Origin of the sequence: Pseudomonas wayambapalatensis (genome assembly GCF_049942315.1) — a bacterium.
Taxonomy (GTDB): Bacteria; Pseudomonadota; Gammaproteobacteria; order Pseudomonadales; family Pseudomonadaceae; genus Aquipseudomonas; species Aquipseudomonas wayambapalatensis.
Genome location: NZ_JBNFMU010000183.1, coordinates 59,979 through 78,524, shown reverse-complemented (window position 1 = coordinate 78,524; position 18,546 = coordinate 59,979). Strand labels below are relative to the sequence as shown.

16 protein-coding genes are annotated in these 18,546 nt (G+C 63.9%); 8 read left to right on the top strand and 8 right to left on the bottom strand.

The features are described 5' to 3' along the window. The first annotated feature begins 39 nt into the window (after positions 1-39). On the top strand, positions 40-1,236 hold the full coding sequence (locus tag ACPZMI_RS14060) for an MFS transporter (RefSeq protein WP_426352465.1): 1,197 nt from the start codon (positions 40-42) through the stop codon (positions 1,234-1,236). A 1-nt stretch (position 1,237) separates the two neighbouring features. On the opposite strand, the gene metC is transcribed toward ACPZMI_RS14060, so the two are convergent. The 6 genes from metC to ACPZMI_RS14030 form a co-directional block, all read right to left on the bottom strand. Continuing rightward, on the bottom strand, positions 1,238-3,937 hold the full coding sequence (metC, locus tag ACPZMI_RS14055) for a cystathionine beta-lyase (protein WP_426352464.1): 2,700 nt from the start codon (positions 3,935-3,937) through the stop codon (positions 1,238-1,240). Between the two features lie 131 nt (positions 3,938-4,068). After that, positions 4,069-4,659 carry a cysteine dioxygenase family protein gene (locus tag ACPZMI_RS14050; RefSeq protein ID WP_426352463.1) on the bottom strand — a complete coding sequence of 197 codons (591 nt, stop codon included), beginning with the start codon at positions 4,657-4,659 and terminating at the stop codon, positions 4,069-4,071. Positions 4,660-4,688: 29 nt separating this feature from the next. Continuing rightward, positions 4,689-5,507, bottom strand: coding sequence for an amino acid ABC transporter ATP-binding protein (locus ACPZMI_RS14045; RefSeq protein ID WP_426352462.1), 819 nt, complete (start codon positions 5,505-5,507; stop codon positions 4,689-4,691). Next, positions 5,497-6,177, bottom strand: coding sequence for an amino acid ABC transporter permease (locus tag ACPZMI_RS14040; protein ID WP_426352461.1), 681 nt, complete (start codon positions 6,175-6,177; stop codon positions 5,497-5,499). The genes ACPZMI_RS14045 and ACPZMI_RS14040 overlap by 11 nt, the downstream gene beginning before the upstream one ends. After that, the gene (locus ACPZMI_RS14035; protein ID WP_426352460.1) at positions 6,167-6,901 is read right to left on the bottom strand and encodes an amino acid ABC transporter permease; all 735 of its coding nucleotides are present in this window, start codon (positions 6,899-6,901) and stop codon (positions 6,167-6,169) included. The genes ACPZMI_RS14040 and ACPZMI_RS14035 overlap by 11 nt, the downstream gene beginning before the upstream one ends. Then, positions 6,901-7,740 carry a transporter substrate-binding domain-containing protein gene (locus ACPZMI_RS14030; protein WP_426352459.1) on the bottom strand — a complete coding sequence of 280 codons (840 nt, stop codon included), beginning with the start codon at positions 7,738-7,740 and terminating at the stop codon, positions 6,901-6,903. Before ACPZMI_RS14030 ends, ACPZMI_RS14035 begins: the two co-directional genes overlap by 1 nt. 274 nt (positions 7,741-8,014) lie before the next feature. Here ACPZMI_RS14030 and ACPZMI_RS14025 point away from each other — a divergent pair, with 274 nt between their 5' ends. From ACPZMI_RS14025 to ACPZMI_RS13995, 7 genes are all read left to right on the top strand, one after another. Then, positions 8,015-8,872 carry a LysR substrate-binding domain-containing protein gene (locus ACPZMI_RS14025; protein ID WP_186664022.1) on the top strand — a complete coding sequence of 286 codons (858 nt, stop codon included), beginning with the start codon at positions 8,015-8,017 and terminating at the stop codon, positions 8,870-8,872. A gap of 65 nt (positions 8,873-8,937) precedes the next feature. Beyond that, positions 8,938-9,306, top strand: coding sequence for a glyoxalase superfamily protein (locus ACPZMI_RS14020; protein WP_426352458.1), 369 nt, complete (start codon positions 8,938-8,940; stop codon positions 9,304-9,306). A 205-nt stretch (positions 9,307-9,511) separates the two neighbouring features. Continuing rightward, positions 9,512-9,904, top strand: coding sequence for a hypothetical protein (locus ACPZMI_RS14015; RefSeq protein ID WP_426352457.1), 393 nt, complete (start codon positions 9,512-9,514; stop codon positions 9,902-9,904). 482 nt (positions 9,905-10,386) lie between these two features. Beyond that, positions 10,387-11,967 carry an ATP-binding cassette domain-containing protein gene (locus ACPZMI_RS14010; protein WP_426352456.1) on the top strand — a complete coding sequence of 527 codons (1,581 nt, stop codon included), beginning with the start codon at positions 10,387-10,389 and terminating at the stop codon, positions 11,965-11,967. A 127-nt stretch (positions 11,968-12,094) separates the two neighbouring features. After that, complete coding sequence (locus ACPZMI_RS14005) at positions 12,095-13,111, top strand: branched-chain amino acid aminotransferase (RefSeq protein WP_054891515.1); 1,017 nt, start codon at positions 12,095-12,097, stop codon at positions 13,109-13,111. Between the two features lie 189 nt (positions 13,112-13,300). After that, positions 13,301-13,981: a response regulator transcription factor gene (locus ACPZMI_RS14000; protein ID WP_186664016.1), complete on the top strand. Its 681-nt coding sequence runs from the start codon at positions 13,301-13,303 to the stop codon at positions 13,979-13,981. Next, entirely contained in the window at positions 13,959-15,338 is a 1,380-nt protein-coding gene (locus ACPZMI_RS13995) for a sensor histidine kinase (protein WP_426352455.1), read from the top strand. The genes ACPZMI_RS14000 and ACPZMI_RS13995 overlap by 23 nt, the downstream gene beginning before the upstream one ends. 91 nt (positions 15,339-15,429) lie before the next feature. On the opposite strand, the gene cysS is transcribed toward ACPZMI_RS13995, so the two are convergent. After that, on the bottom strand, positions 15,430-16,812 hold the full coding sequence (gene cysS, locus ACPZMI_RS13990; RefSeq protein ID WP_426352454.1) for a cysteine--tRNA ligase: 1,383 nt from the start codon (positions 16,810-16,812) through the stop codon (positions 15,430-15,432). 9 nt (positions 16,813-16,821) lie between these two features. After that, positions 16,822-18,522, bottom strand: coding sequence for a glutamine--tRNA ligase/YqeY domain fusion protein (locus tag ACPZMI_RS13985; protein WP_186664010.1), 1,701 nt, complete (start codon positions 18,520-18,522; stop codon positions 16,822-16,824). Positions 18,523-18,546 lie beyond the last annotated feature (24 nt).

The following is an 18,546-nucleotide window of genomic DNA, read 5'->3' as shown; positions in this document are numbered from 1 at the left end:
AGGCCCATACCGACATTTCCCAATGCCCGAGAATGGACTGTGGCCACCTACTCCCCCGTCATCCGCCGCCTGATGCTGAGCTCGCTGACCCTGGTGATCAGCCGCTCGCTCACCAGCCCCCTGTTGGCGTTGTTCCTCACCACACAACTGGGCATGGCCCAGCATGACGTGGGGCTGCTGATCAGTGTCGCCGCACTGTCGGGCACCGTGTTCGGCCTCTACGGCGGCTACGTGATCGACCGCTTCGACAAGCGTCGCCTGCTGGGCCTGGCGATGCTTTCGACCGCGATCGGCTTCCTGCTGCTGACCTTCGCCCAGGACGCCTGGCAGGCCGCGCTGACCCTGGTGCTGACCGAGTCGGCCTCGGCACTGTTCGTCATTGGTTCCAAGGCCATGCTCGGCGAATACCTGGCGATCGAGCAGCGCGCCAAGGCCTTCTCCTTGCGCTACACCCTCACCAACATCGGCTACGCCACCGGCCCCATGCTCGGCGTGGTGCTGGTCGGGCTGCACCCGCTGGCGCCCTTCTGGACCGCCAGCGCGGTGGCCCTGCTGAGCCTGTGGGTGATGAGCGCGGTGCCCGCCAGCACGGCGAACACCACCCTTACCGCGCAGCCGCCAACGCGCTTCATGGCCGTACTGGCGGCGGTGCGCAGCGACCGCATCCTGCTGCTGTTCACCGCGGGCAGCTTGCTCAACGCCCTGGTGCACGGACGCTTCACCATCTACCTGTCGCAGTACCTGCTGGTGAAATACCCACCCGCGCAGGCCATGACCACCCTCTCGGCGCTGCTGGCCTGCAACGCCCTGGTGGTGATCGTCCTGCAATTCCAGTTCGGCCGTTTGCTCAGCCGCGACAACCTGGGGCGCTGGATGAGCATCGGTGCGGTGCTGTTCATCGGCGGGCTGGCGGGGTTCCTGTATGCCGACAATCTGATCAGTTGGTGCCTGGCAATGTTCGTCTTCACCCTCGGCGAAATGATCCTGTTGCCCAGCGAGTTCCTGTTCATCGACAGCATTGCCCCTGAACACCTCAAGGGCAGCTACTACGGATTCCAGAACCTGGCGGCAGTCGGCGGCGCACTGAGCCCGGTACTGTGCGGCTACCTGCTGGGGACAGGCATGCCCGGCAGCATGTTCATCGCGCTGATGGTCACCGCCGCGTGCGGCGGCGGATTGTGTGCTGCGGCATGCCTGTGGGCGCAGCGTCGGCGTGAGGGACCGCCGATGCTCTGACTCAACGCGCCCGGCGCAGGGCCTGGTCCAGATCGCGTTGCAACGAACGCACGTCCTCCAGCCCCACGTGCAGGCGCACCAGGGGCCCGACCAGGGTTGGCGCACACTGGCGCTCGCGGGTCCCGGCCAAGGTCACCAGGCTTTCGTAGCCGCCCCAGGATGCACCGATCCCGAACAGGCGCAGGCCATTGACAAAGGACTCGGCGCTCGCCAGCGATGGGTTCGCCAGGGTGAAACTGAGCAAGCCATTGCTACCGCTGAAATCGCGCTGCCACAAGGCGTGCCCAGGGTGCTCCGGCAAGGCTGGATGGAACACCTGTGCCACCTCCTCGCGCTGCTGCAACCAGCGCGCGATGTCCAACCCCTGGCGCTCGTGCACGGCCATGCGGCTGGCCAGGCTACGCGCACCACGCAACACCAGCCAGGCATCGTCCGGGCTTACGGTGCAGCCGCAGTTGTCGCTCATGCGCGAGAGCGCGGCAAAGGCTTCGCGGGTAGTACAGACACTGCCCATCATCACGTCGCTGTGTCCGCCCAGGTACTTGGTCAGGGCCATGACCGAAATGTCGGCGCCCAAGGTCAGCGGCCGGTGCAGGTAGCCCGAGCTCCAGGTGTTATCGACGGCCAACAGCACGCCGCGGGCCTTGCACAGGGCAGCCATGGCCGGCAGGTCGTTGAGCTCGTAGAGCAACGAGCTGGGGCTTTCGCTGTAGACCATGCGTGTTTCGGCGCGCAGCACCTGCTCCAGGTCACGGCCGTCGGCAGCGAAGTACTGCACCTGCACGCCGAAGGGTTCGAGCAGCTCACGCGCCAGGCGCCGCACCGGATCGTAGACACCATCGCTGATCAGCAGATGATCTCCCGGACGCAAGTAGGCCAGGAACGTCTGGGCGATTGCCTGCAGGCCGGTGGCGTACAGGCGGGTGCGATACCCCCCTTCCAGCTCGCTGACCAGGTCTTCCAGGGCAAAGGCCGTGGGGTTGCCACGGGCTCCGTAGCTGAGCACACGCTCCTGGTCGCGGCGGCTGCGGGCCTGGCGCATGTCGGCGACGCTGTCGAACAGCACCGTGCTCAGGCGGCTCACAGGCGGATTGACCCCATGCGCACCTGGACCCGGCTCGCCCCGACCACCGTGCACCAGGCGCGTGGCCACCGGGTCGACAGGGGTCAACGGACTGAAGCTTGCGGTTTCGGCCTCGTTCATCTGGGCGATCAGGCCGGTTTCCCAGGCCAGGTACTGTCGAGCCGCGTCCTTGTTGCCGCTGTGCCGGTCATGGACGAAGAACAGGAAGTCGATACAGGCTGCATCCGGCAACGACAGGTCATTCTCCACCTGCGGCCAGTCGTTCAGCGATGCACGGGGGAACAGGCGTGCGGCCTGTTGCTGAGCAGGTGTAAGCTCGGCGAGCGCCAACTGCGCCACGCGCGGATCGTCGGCGATGAACACCAGGCGCTGCCCAGCCCCGCCCACCTGCTGCGCCAACTGCGGACGGATCGACCACCGGGCGCCTTGCAAGTGGCGCTTGCGGTAGGCGGTGCTGGAGCGCAGGTCGATCAGCAACGCGTCTGCAAGCTCATCGACGCGGGCTTCGGCGAGGGTCACCGGCAATGGTGCAGCCACGTCCAGAGCCAGGCCGCTGTCCAGGCCCCCCTCGAGCACATGGGCCTCGTGGCCCATCTGGCGCAGCCAACTGGCGACCACTGGCGCGCGCACGCCATCCGTGTCGAACAGCACCACACGGGCCTTGCGCACACCGATATACAGGTCGGTGCCCTGGATCAGCTGGCCACCTGGGCAATGCTGTGCGCCCGGCAGGCTGCCGGCGGCGAACTCTTCGGGGGTGCGCACGTCGCAGAGAAACAGGCTGCGCCCGGCGTCGGCGGCCCACTGTCGGACCTGCTCTGCATCCACCCAGGCGACCCCCGCCTGCTGGGCCAGTTGCCGCGCCCGCGCACGTTGCCTGGTCAGCGCGGCGCCGCTGTGTTCGGGGTACCCACGCTGGCTGCCGTGATCCAGCGGCAGGTCCACCAGGTACCAGCCTTGGGTGCCGTTCTCCAAGGCATAGACCGGGTTGTCTATACCCAGGTTGATCAGCGTCTGCGCACCGATGATGCTGCGGGTGCGGCCGGCGCAGTTGATCACCACCGGGGTGTGCGGGTCGCTCACCAGGTCTTCCAGGCGATAGCCCAGCTCGCCATTCGGGCAGCAGGTGGCGCCGGGGATGCTCATCTTGACGAACTCCTCCAGCGGGCGACCATCGAGCAGCACCAACGGCTTGCCCTGGCGCTGCCACTCAGCCAGCTCCTGGGCACTGATGCGCGGGGTGTGGCAGGCATGCTCGACCAGCTCGCCGAAGGCCTTCGAAGGCAGGTGCACACCGGCGAACAGCTCGAAACCGGCGCGCTGCCAGCCCAGGCTGCCGCCCTCCAGGCAATGCACGGCGGTATAGCCCAACGCTTGTAGACGCTCGGCTCCGCGTTGGGCCAACGCACCGCCGGTCTCATCGTAGACCACCACACGCACCGCAGGATTGGGCGCCAGGCGCGGCGCTTCGAGCTCAAGGCGGCTGTAGGGCAGATTGACGGCGTAGAACAGGTGGGCCTCGCCGTATTGACCGTGCTCGCGCAGGTCGAACAGGGCAATTTCCTGGCCGTCGAACAGCCAGGTGTGCAGAAGCTCGGGGGTGATGCTGGGGATCATGGGACGCAGTCCGTGGTCGTTGGTGGGGGGCAGTGCTGGGAGATCGTGTCGTTCCTTTCGCGGGCAAGCCCGCTCCTACAGGTGCCTTAGATGTAGGAGCGGGGTTGCCCGCGAAAAGCGCGACACCCATTTCAAAGCCCGTAAGCCTCGATCGAAGGCGCCATCTGTGATTTGTTGTAGTTCACCACGCTACCGTCATCCTTGACGCCGTAGCGGTGCTCCAGAGACTCCAGCGGGCGGCCATAGAGGTGGAAGTGCAGCGTCGGGCTGTCGCCCTCGACGCGGATGCCATGCAGGTCCTCGCCCAGGAAGGCCACCGAGGTTCCCGGCTGCACCACGATCTCGCGCTCCAGCGCCAGGGTGGCACGGGCCGGATCGCTGCCGTCGTCCTCGCGGCGGTACACGCGGTTGAGCTCCTGGCCCTCGACGGCGACGATGATCGCCCAGGTCTCGTGGTTGTGCGGCAGGGTCGCCTTGCCTGGCAACAGCGAATTGACGTACAGGGTCGGCGACTCGCCGTCGTCGTTCAGGCGATAGCGAAACTGGGTTTCGCCGGTCGCGCCATCCGGGGCCGGAAAACGCTCGAAGTTGAACAATTCGCGGCGCTCGGCCAGGCCCTCGAGCAGCTTGACGATCTGCTGCAGGGCTGCACGGTCGACGCCGCGCGCATGGATGGCACGCACTTGCGCAAGGAACGGCTGGATCACGGAATCACGGGACATGGTCGGTCTCTCTTGGCTGGAGGCTGAAATCACACGCTGAGGCTGTAGCGCCCCAGGTTGGTCAATACATCGGGCACCGGACGGCTCGGACGCTGGCTGCCCTCGCCCAGCGCGTGCTGGAGGAAGGCCTGGGTGCGCGCATGGGTCGGGGCACGGAACACCTGCTCGGCGCTGCCGTGCTCGACGATGCGGCCATGCTCGGTGAAGTACACCTGGTCGCTGATCTCTTCGGCAAAGCGCATCTCGTGGGTAACCAGCACGCAGGTCATGCCCTCCTCGGTCAACTCGCGGATCACCGCCAGCACCTCACCGACCATCTCCGGGTCGAGCGCCGAGGTCACCTCATCGAACAGGATCAGCTTGGGCCGCATGGCCAGGGCGCGGGCAATCGCCACGCGCTGCTGCTGGCCACCGGAGAGCTCACCGGGGAACGCCGTGGCCTTGTGCCCCAGGCGCACCTTGTCGAGCAGCGCCAGGGCCTCGTCGCGCACAGCCTGGCGCGGGCGGCCGAGCACCTTGGTCGGGGCGATCAGCAGGTTGTCGAGCACACTCAGGTGGGGAAACAGGTTGTACTGCTGAAAGACGAAACCGACCTGCTTGCGCAGGGCGATCAGCCCGGCTTCGCCCTGCAACTGCTCCACTGCGGTATCCCCTATGCGGATGTTTCCGCGCTGCGGGCGCAACAGCCCGGTCATGCAGCGCAGGATGGTCGATTTGCCTGAGCCGGACGGGCCGATGATCGACACCGCCTGCCCGGCCTGCACGTCCAGGTCGATACCGCGCAGCACCGGATTGTCGCCAAAGGCCAGGTGCACATCGCGAAGCTGGATCAAAGGTTCAGAAGGCATAGCGACGCTCCAGGCGTTGGGTCAGGCGGGCAATCGGGTAGCAGTAGAAGAAGAACAGCGCCAGCACACTGAAATACACCAGCACCGTGAAACCGCTGCGGTTGACGGTGTTGGCAGCGATCTGCGCACTGTCGATCAGGTCGTGCACGCCCACCAGCGAAGCCAGCGCGGTGCCCATGGTCACCACCGCGTACAGGTTCATCCACGGCGGCAACATGCGCCGCAAGCACTGCGGCAGAATGATCGAGGAGAAAATCTGGCCACGGCTGAAGGCCAGCGAACGCGCGGCCTCCCACTGAGTGGCCGGAATCGAAGCGACCGCGCCGCGGAAGATCTCGGCAACGTTGGCGCTGGCTGGCAGTGCAAGGCCCACAGTGACCTTGAGCCAGTCGGGAAAGGCCACCCAGGCACCGGCGATCTGCACATCGAACGGGAATACATAGGAGGTAAAGTAGATCAGCACCAACCAGGGTGCATTGCGAAACACCTGCACCCACAACCGCGCCACGCCGCGCAGAGGGCGCAGCGGCGACAGCAGCAGGATCCCCACCAGCAGCCCCAGCAGCGTGCCCAGGCCAATGGCGCCGACGCTGATCTGGATATTCTGCAGCAGGCCTGCCCCCAGGGTGGGCGACCACTGCCAGAGCGTGGCGAAATGCTCAATGGCCATAACCCGGCATCCTCAGGCGCGCTTCCAGGGCGCGACCGATACAGTTGACTGCAAAGCTGAGCAGTCCGAAAAAGGCCAGGATCAGCAGCATCAACTCGATGACGTTGTCGCCCTGGGTCCAGATCATGATCGACGCATAGGTAATGTCGTTGACGGCGATGGCCGAGGCCACCGCGGTCATCTTCACCAGGTCGATCAGGTTGTTGACCAGCGCCGGCAAGGCGAAACGCACGGCCAGCGGCAGTTGCACCTGCAGCAGTTGCTGGCGACGGCTGAAGGCCAGCGAGCTGGCCGCTTCGAGCGTCACCGCCGGCACGGCTTCGATCCCGGCGCGCAGGGCTTCGGCGTGAAAGGCGCCCTTGTGCAGGGAGATCACCAGCACCACCCAGGCGAACGGGGTCATGGGGTTGGCACTGCCCAGGCTCTGGTTGATCAGCATGTTCAGCACCAGGAAAGCGCAATACAGCTGCACCAGGGTCGGCGTGTTACGCGTCACCTCGATGAAGGCCCGCGCCGGCCAGGCCAGCCAGCTCTGCCCGGACGTGACCGCAGCAGCCAACAACACCCCCACCAGCAGGCTGCCGACGATGCTGAACAGGCACAGACCGAGGGTGGTCAACGCACCGTCGAGCAGCTTGCCGCTGGCATAGGCGTCGAGCAGGAACGCGTAGTTCAGGCCGAGATGGGCAAGCTGCCCTACCAGCCAGTGCAGGCTGTCGCTCATCAGGCGCCTTCGCCCTGCAGCTTGGCACGCAACTCCACCAGCGCCGGCGAGGCCGGGGTGATGTGGTTGGCCTGCTCAAGCTCGATCAGCCAGCCACTGCGGTGCCACTGCTTGACGAAGGGGTCCAGGCGCTGCTGGGTATCGGTTTCGCCCAGGCGGGTCCAGATCACCGAGGGCGCGGGGTTCAGTTCCGGGGCCAGGGCACGATAGCCGCTCCACTCTCCCCCCTTGGCCAACAGCGGATTGATCAGCGTGGCGTCATGCACCGCGGCCACGCAGTTGTTGCCGCGCAGGGCCAGCAGGGATTCGGCGGAGGTCTTGAAGGCCTTGAGGTCGGCGCCCAGGTCGATCAGCGCCTGGGTGTAGCTGCTGCCCTGGGAGGTGCACACCGGCTGGCCCTTGAGGTCGGCCCAGGTCTTGACCGGGCTGTCCTTGGCCAGCGCGGCGGTGCCGCCGACCCGATAGAACGGCGTGGGCACGTGGCCCAGCAGCTTGTCGCGCTCAGGTGTCCATTCCATGTTGGCGATCAGCAGATCGACCTTGCCCTGTTGCAGGAACTGCACGCGGTTGGCCGGCTGTACGGCGACCAGATCGACCTCGACGCCCAACTGGCGTGCCAGGTCGCGAGCCAGGTCGACGCTGAAACCGATTGGCTCGCGGGTATTCGGGTCGATGGCACCGAAGGGGCCACCGGAAAGCACCACACCCACCGCCAGCTTGTGGCGCTGCTGGATCTTGTCCAGGGTGGCATCGGCCTGGGCAAGGCCGCTGGCGGCCAGGCCGGTGGTGGCGAGCAACGCGGCAAACAGGCCGCGACGGGCAACGGTGGACAGCGACATGGTGGGGCTCCTCATCCCGGCAGCCGGAACACCCGGCCAATGAGGGCGCATCCTAGAAACTTGGCGGGATCAGGGGAAATGCAAATATTGCCTATCGTTATAACTTGGGTCGAGTAAGCAGCAGCTTGATTTGGCATAAGCAGCGTAAACAAGGGAACTTGCGTCAAGGCATTGCAAATTCAGGCCAACAAAACATAATGATTCTTTATATTTTATTGACTGGCAGTAATGTGAAAACGGGCTCTCCGCCCCCACTCCAACCGCAGGCCCGCCCATGACCACACCCGCCCTGGACCTCGATCTGCTGCGCACCTTCGTCGCCATCGTCGATCACACAAGCTTCGCCGAAGCGGGCCGCCACCTGGCCCGCACCCAGGCCTCGGTCACCCAACACATGCAACGCCTGGAACAACAGGTGGGCGTGGCGCTGCTGCGCAAGCAGGGCCGGCACAAAGCCCTCACCGATGCCGGCCGCCAGTTGCTGCGCCATGCCCGGCAGATGCTCGCACTCAACGACGAAGCCCTCGCCGGCCTGCGCCAGGATGGCCTGAGCGGCGTGCTGCGGATCGGTTCGCCGCACGACATCGCCGACACCATCCTGCCACCGCTGCTCGGCCATATCGCCCGTTCGGCGCCGAACCTGCGCCTGGAGATAGACGTCGGCCGTAGCCCGTTCCTGATGGACGACCTGCAGCGTGGCAAGGTCGACATGGTCATTTCCACCGTCAACGCCCCCGGCGTCGAGGGTTTCGCCTTGCGTACCTCGCCGGTGTGGTGGATCTGTGCAGCGCAGTACCAGCACATCCCCGGCGAACCGCTGCCGCTAGTGCTGGTGGACGAACCGAGCCTGTATCGCCGACTGGCCCTTGACGCCCTGGAACAGGCCGGCATCCCGTGGCGCCAGGCCTACCTGGCGTCCAACCTGATCGGCATCAAGGCTGCGGTACGCGCAGGCTTGGGCATCACCGCGCGCAGCCAGGAAATGGTCGGCCCGGACATGCGTGTGCTCGGCCAGAGTGATGGCCTGCCGCCGTTGCCTGACGTCACCTATCACCTGTGGGTGCGGGCCAACACGGTCAACCCCCTGGTACGCCAGGCCTATGCCATGGTACGCGCCAGCGTGGGGCTGTGAGCCAATCGCCACGGCCGACCGCGATGCGCTAGAGTGGCGATCTCTCACCCGGTAAGGATGCCCCCATGCAATTCGCCCCCGCCATTCCCGTGCTGCGCATCTTCTCGGTCGACAAGGCCAAGGAGTTCTACCTCGATTTCCTGGGCTTCAGCCTCGACTGGGAACACCGCTTCGCCCCCGACCTGCCGCTGTACGCGCAAATACACCGCGACGGGCTGATCCTGCACCTGTCCGAGCACTATGGCGACGCCACGCCGGGCTCTACCGTGTTTGCCCGGGTCGAGGATCTGAAGGCGCTCGAAAGCGAACTGCTGGCCAAAAAGTACGGTTATTCACGCTCGGAAGCCGAGCGGGTGGACTGGGGGCTGCAAATGCAGATCCGTGATCCGTTCGGGAATTTGCTGCGGTTTTGTCAGCAGATTGGGGATGAATAACATTGCTGAAATCTCCCACACACTGTTTAGACACCCCTGAATAGGCTCAGCAGCGAAAGTTCTGCATTGTGCGCGCATCTGAAACAGGTTCGGCACCAGTAAGGGACTTCGCTTGCAGGCTACAAGTACATATCAAGTCGTCGGTCATCACGGGATCACGTTCCAAATCAATGAAGTGACCGTCCAACCCTCAGATCGAAGTCGCTTGAACCAGCTTTGCTTAACTGCAGCCCGTCAAGACAACTATCGCGTTATCGACCTCATCCTCGAGGTCTACGATCGCATGCAGGCAAATGACAGACCATGCTGGCTGCGCGTAGCTATCTCCTCCCCCGTTTCTCGAAGCCAGGCTGACCTGCTGAACGAGCAGCGCAACAGCGCCGGCGCTTTGTTCGGAAGCGCGGTCAGCACCCCCATCGGAACCATTACGCCAATAGGCGGCTTTGTAGTAGGGGGCTTGGTCGGCTCCTATGTCACCAGCCGCATCCCTACTTTCCATTCCGGCGACAGAATCGTCAGTATTCAAGCCCAAGTCCAAGGCGGCATAGGACCCCAGCGCACCATCAAGAGCCTGATCATCAACAGCCGAGCAGCATGATGAACGATCTGATCAGCATCGCCTTCTTGTCACTGATTGCGTTCCTCACAGACAGAACCCTTCGTCGTCCAAACAGGCGCAAGTGGACGGGCATCGTTCTAATGTCATGCTCCATTGCAAGCCTTTTCTTTCTCGGACATGTAACATTGCTGGGCATCCCAGGATTTCTATGGCCTATATTTCTGGCCGCCACAGGAATCCACTTGCTTACCAATCAGACGAAATATTGTTCCGATGTAGATCCGTGATCCGTTCGGCAATTTGCTGCGGTTTTGTCAGCAGATTGGGGACCACTGAACAGCACGCAGAGCAGCGATCCGGGTTGAGCCCTTTACCTGGGCTCTCCTGACCATTACCCTTGGCACCGCTACTCATTCACGAGGTGTTCGTCCAATGCGCCACTAATGCCGCCGTCCCCTTCGACGGCCAATCTTCAGCCCCTGCTTACAGGTGGGGATGTTGTGGCATGCGTGGAGTTACCCATGACGAATACGTCGATCCTGACGCTCGAGAGCGTCTCCCTGGCCTTGCCCGATGGCAGGTTGCTGTTTTCCGAACTCAATGAATCCTTCGACCAGCGGCGTACCGGGTTGGTCGGACGCAATGGCGTGGGCAAGAGCCTGCTGGGGCATATCCTTGCCGGCCTGCGCGCGCCCACTTCAGGGCGCTGTCGACGCATCGGCCGCGTCCACCATGTGGACCAGCAGAGCATCCACCGCAGCGCGACGGTTGCCGAGTTGGCCCAGGTCGCCCCGGTAGTCCAGGCCCTCGAGCGCATCGAGGCAGGCAGCACCGCCCCCAACGACTTCGACCTGGTCGCGGATCGCTGGGATGTTCGCGAGCGCTTTCGGGCATTGCTCGACCGACAAGGCTTTGCCAGCGTCGACCTGCAGCAAGCCCCAGCCACGCTCAGCGGCGGCCAGGCGATGGGCATCGCCCTGCTCGGTGCGTGGGCCAGTGATGCCGACTTCCTGATCCTTGACGAGCCCAGCAACCACCTGGACCGCTGCGCTCGCGCCAATCTCCTGGAAATGATCCAAGCTTGGGACAAAGGCCTGCTGGTGATCAGCCATGACCGCACACTACTGGCCTCCATGGAACGTATCGTGGAGCTTTCATCGCTCGGGCTGCAGGCATTCGGCGGCAACTACGCGTTCTACGCCGAGCAGAAAATGCACGCCCAAGCCCGGGCCGAGCAGGCGCTTGCGCGTGCCAAGCAGCAACAGCAACGCCAGGCCCGCGAACTGCAACGCCAGCACGAAAATCTCGTGCGGCATCAGGCGCAAGTGGGGCATCAAGCCAAGCATGCCAACCAGGCGAAGATCCTCATTGATCGCCAGCAGCAACGTAGCCAGGTGAGCGCCGGCAAGCAACGGCGCGACCAGCAGGCTACACATCAAGCGCTGCACGAACAGGTCCGGGAGGCTGCGCGACAGGTCGAGCGGCACACGGCGATCACCCTGCACGCGCCGACACCCGCACGTCATCGCGGGCGCGGAGTACTGCGACTAGACGCGCTGTGCCTGCCACGGGGCACAGCTACCCCACTGAGCCTGAGCCTGTCACTTGGTGAGCGCCTGGGGCTGCTTGGGGCCAATGGCAGCGGAAAGTCCACGTTATTGCGGCTGCTGGCCGGAGAGCTACAGGCCACAGCAGGCACCCTGCAAATCAGCGGCGACGTTGCCCTGCTCGACCAGCATTGCAGTCAGTTGACGCCTGGGCTGTCGCTGCTCGAGCACCTGCGCCAGGGCAACGCTGCCCTTTCACAGGCACAGATGCGAACCCGTCTTGCCCAACTGGGCCTGGACGCCGCCCGAATAGAGCTGCCCAGCACACTGCTCAGTGGCGGGGAGCGCATCAAGGGTGCGATGGCTGCAGTGCTGTACCGCGAACAACCGGTGGACCTGTTGCTGCTCGACGAACCCAACAACCACCTGGACCTGCCTTCGCTGCAGGCACTGGAAACCATGCTGGAGCAGTTCTCTGGCGCCCTGCTGGTCGCCTCCCACGACAGCGTATTCCTTGAATGCCTGCACCTTGATGGATGCCTCGACCTGGGCTGAACGACGAAGCATCCAGGGCAATTCATGACTGGCCGTTCCCCATCCTCTGCGGATGTATTATCGTGGCGAGGTGCGCATTTAAAAGCAGCCCGAGCGATCGGGCCTCTGCAAGACAATAGAGGGTGTCATGAGCAACGAGATCAACTGGGACAAGCTGGGCTTCGACTACATCAAGACCGACAAGCGCTACCTGTCCGTGTGGCGCAACGGCGAATGGGACAAAGGCACCCTGACCGACGACAACGTGCTGCACATCAGCGAAGGCTCGACTGCCCTGCACTACGGCCAGCAATGCTTCGAGGGCCTGAAGGCTTACCGCTGCAAGGATGGCTCGATCAACCTGTTCCGCCCGGACCAGAACGCCGCCCGCATGCAGCGCAGCTGCGCCCGCCTGCTCATGCCGCACGTGCCGACCGATGTGTTCATCGAGGCGTGCAAGCAGGTGGTCAAGGCCAACGAGAAGTTCGTTCCGCCGCACGGCAAGGGTGCCCTGTACCTGCGTCCGTTCGTGATCGGCACCGGTGACAACATTGGCGTGCGTACCGCGCCGGAGTTCATCTTCTCGGTGTTCGCCATCCCGGTAGGCTCGTACTTCAAAGGCGGCATGAAGCCGCACAACTTCCAGATCTCCAGCTTCGACCGTGCCGCCCCACAGGGCACCGGCGCAGCCAAGGTCGGGGGCAACTACGCCGCCAGCCTGCAACCGGGTTCCGAAGCGAAGAAAGCCAACTTCGCCGACGCCATCTACCTGGATCCGCTGACCCATACCAAGATCGAGGAGGTCGGTTCGGCCAACTTCTTCGGCATTACCGCCAACAACGAGTTCGTCACGCCGAAATCGGCCTCGGTACTGCCAGGTATCACTCGCCTGTCGCTGATGGAACTGGCGCAATCGCGCCTGGGCCTGACCGTGATCGAAGGCGATGTCGAAATCAGCAAGCTCGATCGCTTCATCGAAGCGGGCGCTTGCGGTACGGCCGCAGTGATCACCCCGATCGGTGGTATCGAGTACAACGGCAAACTGCACGTGTTCCACGACCTGGAAAAGGTCGGCCCGGTCACCCAGAAGCTCTACAACGAGCTGACCGGCATCCAGAGCGGTGACGTCGAAGCGCCGGCTGGCTGGATCATCAAGGTCGCCTGAGGCGTCGCTTTGCAATGAAAACGGGGCGTGTCAGCGATGGCACGCCCCGTTTTCATTGCTGTCAGGGCCGGTCTCTGTGCGGGAAAAGCCGATACTGGCACCATGCCCCCGATAGATGAATTTTTCTTAAATCGCCGTTTGTCTATTCTTTGGCACAATCAGTCATCCAATCGCCGCCCAGGTACTAGCATGCCCCGCGTACTGACCATCGAAGACGACGCCGTCACCGCCCAGGAAATCGTCGCCGAACTTTCCAGCCACGGGCTGGAAGTCGACTGGGCAGACAATGGCCGCGAAGGCCTGGCCAAGGCTATTGCCGGCGGCTATGACCTGATCACCGTGGACCGGATGCTCCCGGAAGTCGACGGCCTGACCATCGTCACCACCCTGCGCAGCCTGAAGATCGCCACGCCAATCCTGATGATCAGCGCCCTGTCCGATGTCGACGAACGCGTGCGCGGCCTGCGTGCCGGTGGCGACGACTACCTGACCAAACCTTTCGCCTCTGACGAAATGGCGGCCCGTGTCGAAGTGCTGCTGCGGCGCAACAGCGTGCCCATGACCCAGACCCGCCTGCAGGTCGCCGACCTGGAGCTGGACCTGATCAGCCATGAAGCCCGACGCGGCGAGAGCAGCCTGAACCTGCTGCCAACCGAATACAAACTGCTCGAATTCCTGATGCGCCACTCCGGGCAGGTCATCACTCGCATGATGATCTTCGAGGAAGTCTGGGGCTATCACTTCGATCCAGGCACCAACCTGATCGACGTCCACATCGGTCGTCTGCGCAAGAAGATCGATCCACCCGGCCAGACACCGCTGATCCGAACCGTACGGGGCTCCGGTTATGCCATTGCTGAACCCGTCTAAAGGCTGGAGCTCCTCGACCAGCCGCCTGCTGGCGCTGTACAGCTTCCTGTTCGTGGCCTGGAGCAGCATCCTCATGGGGGTGCTGTACTTCGAGGTCACCAGCTATCTGAACAAGCTGACCCGCCACTCCATGCTGCAACGCCAGCACCTCTTCGCGCACATGACCGGCAAGCAGCTGGACGATGCACTGATCGCCAGCCAGGCCTTCGAAGAACGCAGCTTCGACGCCTACGGCCTGTTCGACCCGCAACTCAACCCCATCGGCGGTCGTATCCGCTCGATCCCGGCGGAGTTGGGCCTGGATGGCAAGGTTCACGAACTCAAGCGTTGCCTGGATGCCGACGATCCGCACTTGCCGCGCGACAGCTGCGATGCCGTGGCGATCCGCATCTCCGATGGCCGCTGGCTGGTGCTGGTGCGCGACAACGGCTCGCTGTTCGTGGTGACCCGGATCATTCTGCACGCGCTGCTCTGGGGGATTTCACTGACGCTGATTCCCGGTTTCGCCGGCTGGTACCTGCTACGCAGGCGCCCGCTCAAGCGTATCCGCGCGGTACAAGCCAGCGCCGAGCTGATCGTCGCCGGCGATCTCACCCACCGTTTGCCGCTGTCGGCACGACGAGACGAGCTGGACATGCTGGCAGCGATCGTCAACGCCATGCTCGACCGCATCGAACGGCTGATGCACGAGGTCAAGGGTGTCTGCGACAACATTGCCCACGACCTGCGCACGCCGCTGACCCGCCTGCGGGCCCAGCTCTACCGCATTCGCCAGCAGAGTGGAGCGAACTCGCCGCAAGCCGAAGCGCTGGATCAGGCCATCAGCGAGACCGACACCCTGATGGCACGCTTCCGCGGCCTGCTGCGCATCAGCGAGCTGGAAGACCGCCAGCGCCGCGCAGGGTTCGTCGAGCTTGATCCGCACAATTTGCTGGTGGAGCTGCACGACTTCTACCTGCCGCTTGCAGAGGATGGCAGCATTCGACTGCAATTGGAGCAGCCTGCGCAACTGCCCGCGCTGCACGGCGACCGGGAGCTGCTGTTCGAGGCCTTGGCCAACCTGGTCGGCAATGCCATCAAGTTCACCCCAGAGGGGGGGCAGGTACGGATCCAGGCACGGCGGGACGACGATGGCGTGCATATCGCCATCGAGGACAGCGGGCCAGGGATTCCGGAACAGGAGCGGGCGGCGGTGCTCAAGCGCTTCTATCGCAGCGAGGAAGGCCATCGTCACCCAGGGTTCGGGCTGGGGTTGTCGATCGTTGCAGCGATCGTCGACCTGCATGGGTTCAGACTGGAAGTGGGCAGTAGCGAGCTAGGCGGGGCGAAGTTGGTACTGCACTGCTCGATCGCCTGAAAAGCTGAAAAGCATCGCGGGACAAGTCGGAGGGCTGTTCGGCACCCCGACGTGTCCCGCGACAGGGCTGCAGGGCAGCCCTCGAGCTGTATCAGTCAGCCAGACGCCAGGTGGTGGTGCCTTTGCTGTCTTCCAGCACCACCCCCATGGCAGTCAGTTGATCGCGAATGCGATCGGACTCCGCCCAGTTTTTGTCCGTACGCGCCTGCAGACGCGCCTGGATCAAGGCTTCGACCTCGGCAGCATCGACACGGCCTTCGGCACCGGCACGCAAAAAGTCGTCGGCATCCAGTTGCAGCACACCCAGCACATCACCCAGCTCACGCAGGCGACCGGCAAGGCCTGCCGCTGCATCAGCGTCGCTGTCGCGCAGGCGGTTGATCTCTCGCACCAGGTCGAACAGCACGGCGCAGGCTTCAGGGGTGCCGAAGTCATCGTTCATCGCCACGGTGAACCGCTCGACGAACGCCTCGCCACCCTTGGCGGCTACGCGCGGCAGGCCACGCAGTGCGTGATAGAAACGCTCCAAGGCGCCCTTGGCATCGCGCAAGCTGTCTTCGGAGTAATTGATGGCGCTGCGGTAGTGGCTCGCCACCAGCAGATAACGCACCACCTCCGGGTGGTACTTCTCGAGCACGTCACGAATGGTGAAGAAGTTGTTCAGCGACTTCGACATCTTCTCGCCATTGATGCGAATCATGCCGCAGTGCATCCAGGCCGCCGCATAAGGCTTGCCGGTGGCCGCCTCGCTCTGGGCGATCTCGTTCTCGTGGTGCGGGAACTCGAGATCGCTGCCACCACCGTGGATGTCGAAGCTCTCGCCCAGGCAGCAGGTGGACATCACCGAGCACTCGATGTGCCAGCCCGGACGGCCTGGACCCCAGGGCGAATCCCAGCTCGGCTCGCCCGGCTTGGCGCCCTTCCACAGGACGAAGTCCAGCGGATCCTGCTTGGCCTCGTCAACCTCGATGCGAGCGCCGATGCGCAGGTCTTCGATCTTGCGTCGCGACAGCTTGCCGTAGCCGACGAACTTGCCGACGCGGTAGTACACGTCGCCATTGCCCGGTGCGTAGGCATAGCCCTTGTCGATCAGGGTCTGGATCATCGCGTGCATGCCAGGAATGTGATCGGTGGCACGCGGTTCCAGGTCCGGCTTGAGGATGTTCAGGCGCCGCTCATCCTCGTGCATGGCATCGATCATGCGCGCAGTCAGCTCATCGAAGCGCTCGCCGTTTTCGTTGGCGCGGTTGATGATCTTGTCGTCGATGTCGGTGATGTTGCGTACGTACGTGAGCTCATAGCCGCTCTTGCGCAGCCAACGGGTAATCAGGTCGAACGCCACCATGCTGCGACCATGGCCCAGGTGGCAGTAGTCGTACACGGTCATGCCGCAGACATACATGCGCACCTTGTTGCCATCCAGGGGTTTGAAAACTTCCTTGGTCTTGCTCAGGGTGTTGTAGATGTTAAGCACGAGGATTCCTTAGCTGCCCCACGAATCGCGCAGGGTCACGGTGCGGTTGAACACCGGGCGACCCGGCTGGCTGTCTTTCAGGTCGGCGCAGAAGTAGCCTTCGCGCTCGAACTGGAAGCGATCTTCTGGCTGGGCCTGGCCCAGCGAAGGCTCGGCACGACAACCCGTCAGCACCTGCAGCGATTGCGGATTGATGTTTTCAAGGAAGCTGCCGCCCTCATCGGTTTTCTCCGGGTTGGGCGAGCGGAACAGGCGGTCGTACAGGCGCACCTCGCACTCGACGCTGGCGGCGGCCGGCACCCAGTGGATCACGCCCTTGACCTTGCGGCCCTCGGGGTTCTTGCCCAGGGTGTCCGGATCGTACGAGCAGCGCAACTCGACGATATTGCCCTCGGCATCCTTGATCGCCTCGTCGGCACGAATCACGTAGCTGCCGCGCAGGCGCACCTCGCCGGCTGGCTCCAGGCGCTTGTACCCCTTGGGCGGCTCTTCCATGAAGTCATCACGGTCGATGTACAGCTCACGGGCGAACGGCAGGACGCGCACGCCCATGTCTTCCTTCGGGTGGCGCGGCAATTCGAGTTGCTCGACCTGGCCTTCTGGATAGTTGGTGATCACCACCTTCAGCGGACGCAGTACGCACATGGCGCGCGGCGCGGTGCGGTCGAGGTCGTCACGGATGCTGAACTCGAGCATCGACATGTCGACCACGCCATCGGAGCGGTTGGTGCCGACCATGTCGCAGAAGTTGCGGATCGAGGCCGGGGTGTAGCCACGACGGCGGTAGCCCGAGAGCGTGGACATGCGCGGATCGTCCCAGCCCTCGACGTGCTGCTCGTCCACCAGTTGCTTGAGCTTGCGCTTGGAGGTGATGGTGTAGTTCAGGTTCAGGCGGCTGAACTCGTACTGGCGTGGATGCGCCGGTACCGGCAGGTTGTCGAGGAACCAGTCGTACAGCGGACGATGGCCTTCGAACTCCAGGGTGCAGATCGAGTGGGTGATGCCCTCGATGGCGTCCGACTGGCCGTGGGTGAAGTCGTAGTTGGGGTAGATGCACCACTTGTCACCGGTCTGGTGGTGGTGGGCATGGCGGATGCGGTAAAGAATCGGGTCGCGCAGGTTCATGTTCGGCGAGGCCATGTCGATTTTGGCACGCAGCACACGCTCGCCGTCCTTGAACTCGCCGGCCTTCATGCGTGCGAACAGGTCGAGGTTCTCCTCGACGCTGCGCTCGCGGAACGGGCTGTTCTTTCCAGGCTGGGTCAGGGTGCCGCGATACTCCTTGGCCTGCTCAGGGGTGAGGTCGCACACGTAGGCCTTGCCGCGCTTGATCAGCTCGACCGCCCAGTCGTGCAACTGGTCGAAATAGTCGGAAGCGAAGCGCACCGGACCTGTCCACTCGAAGCCCAGCCACTTGACATCACGCTGGATGGCGTCGATGTACTCCTGGTCCTCCTTGGCCGGGTTGGTGTCGTCGAAACGCAAGTGGCAGGCGCCACCGAACTCCTGGGCCAGACCGAAGTTGACGCAGATCGACTTGGCGTGGCCGATGTGCAGATAACCGTTCGGTTCCGGCGGGAAGCGGGTGACGATACTGCTGTGCTTGCCCGAGTCCAGGTCAGCCTGGACGATCGGTCGCAGGAAGTTCGCAGGGACGGCGGGGGCGCCTTTGGCAGCGGCGTTGGTCGCGTTGTCGGTGGGCTTGCTCATAGGATCCTTGAATGCAGATGTCCG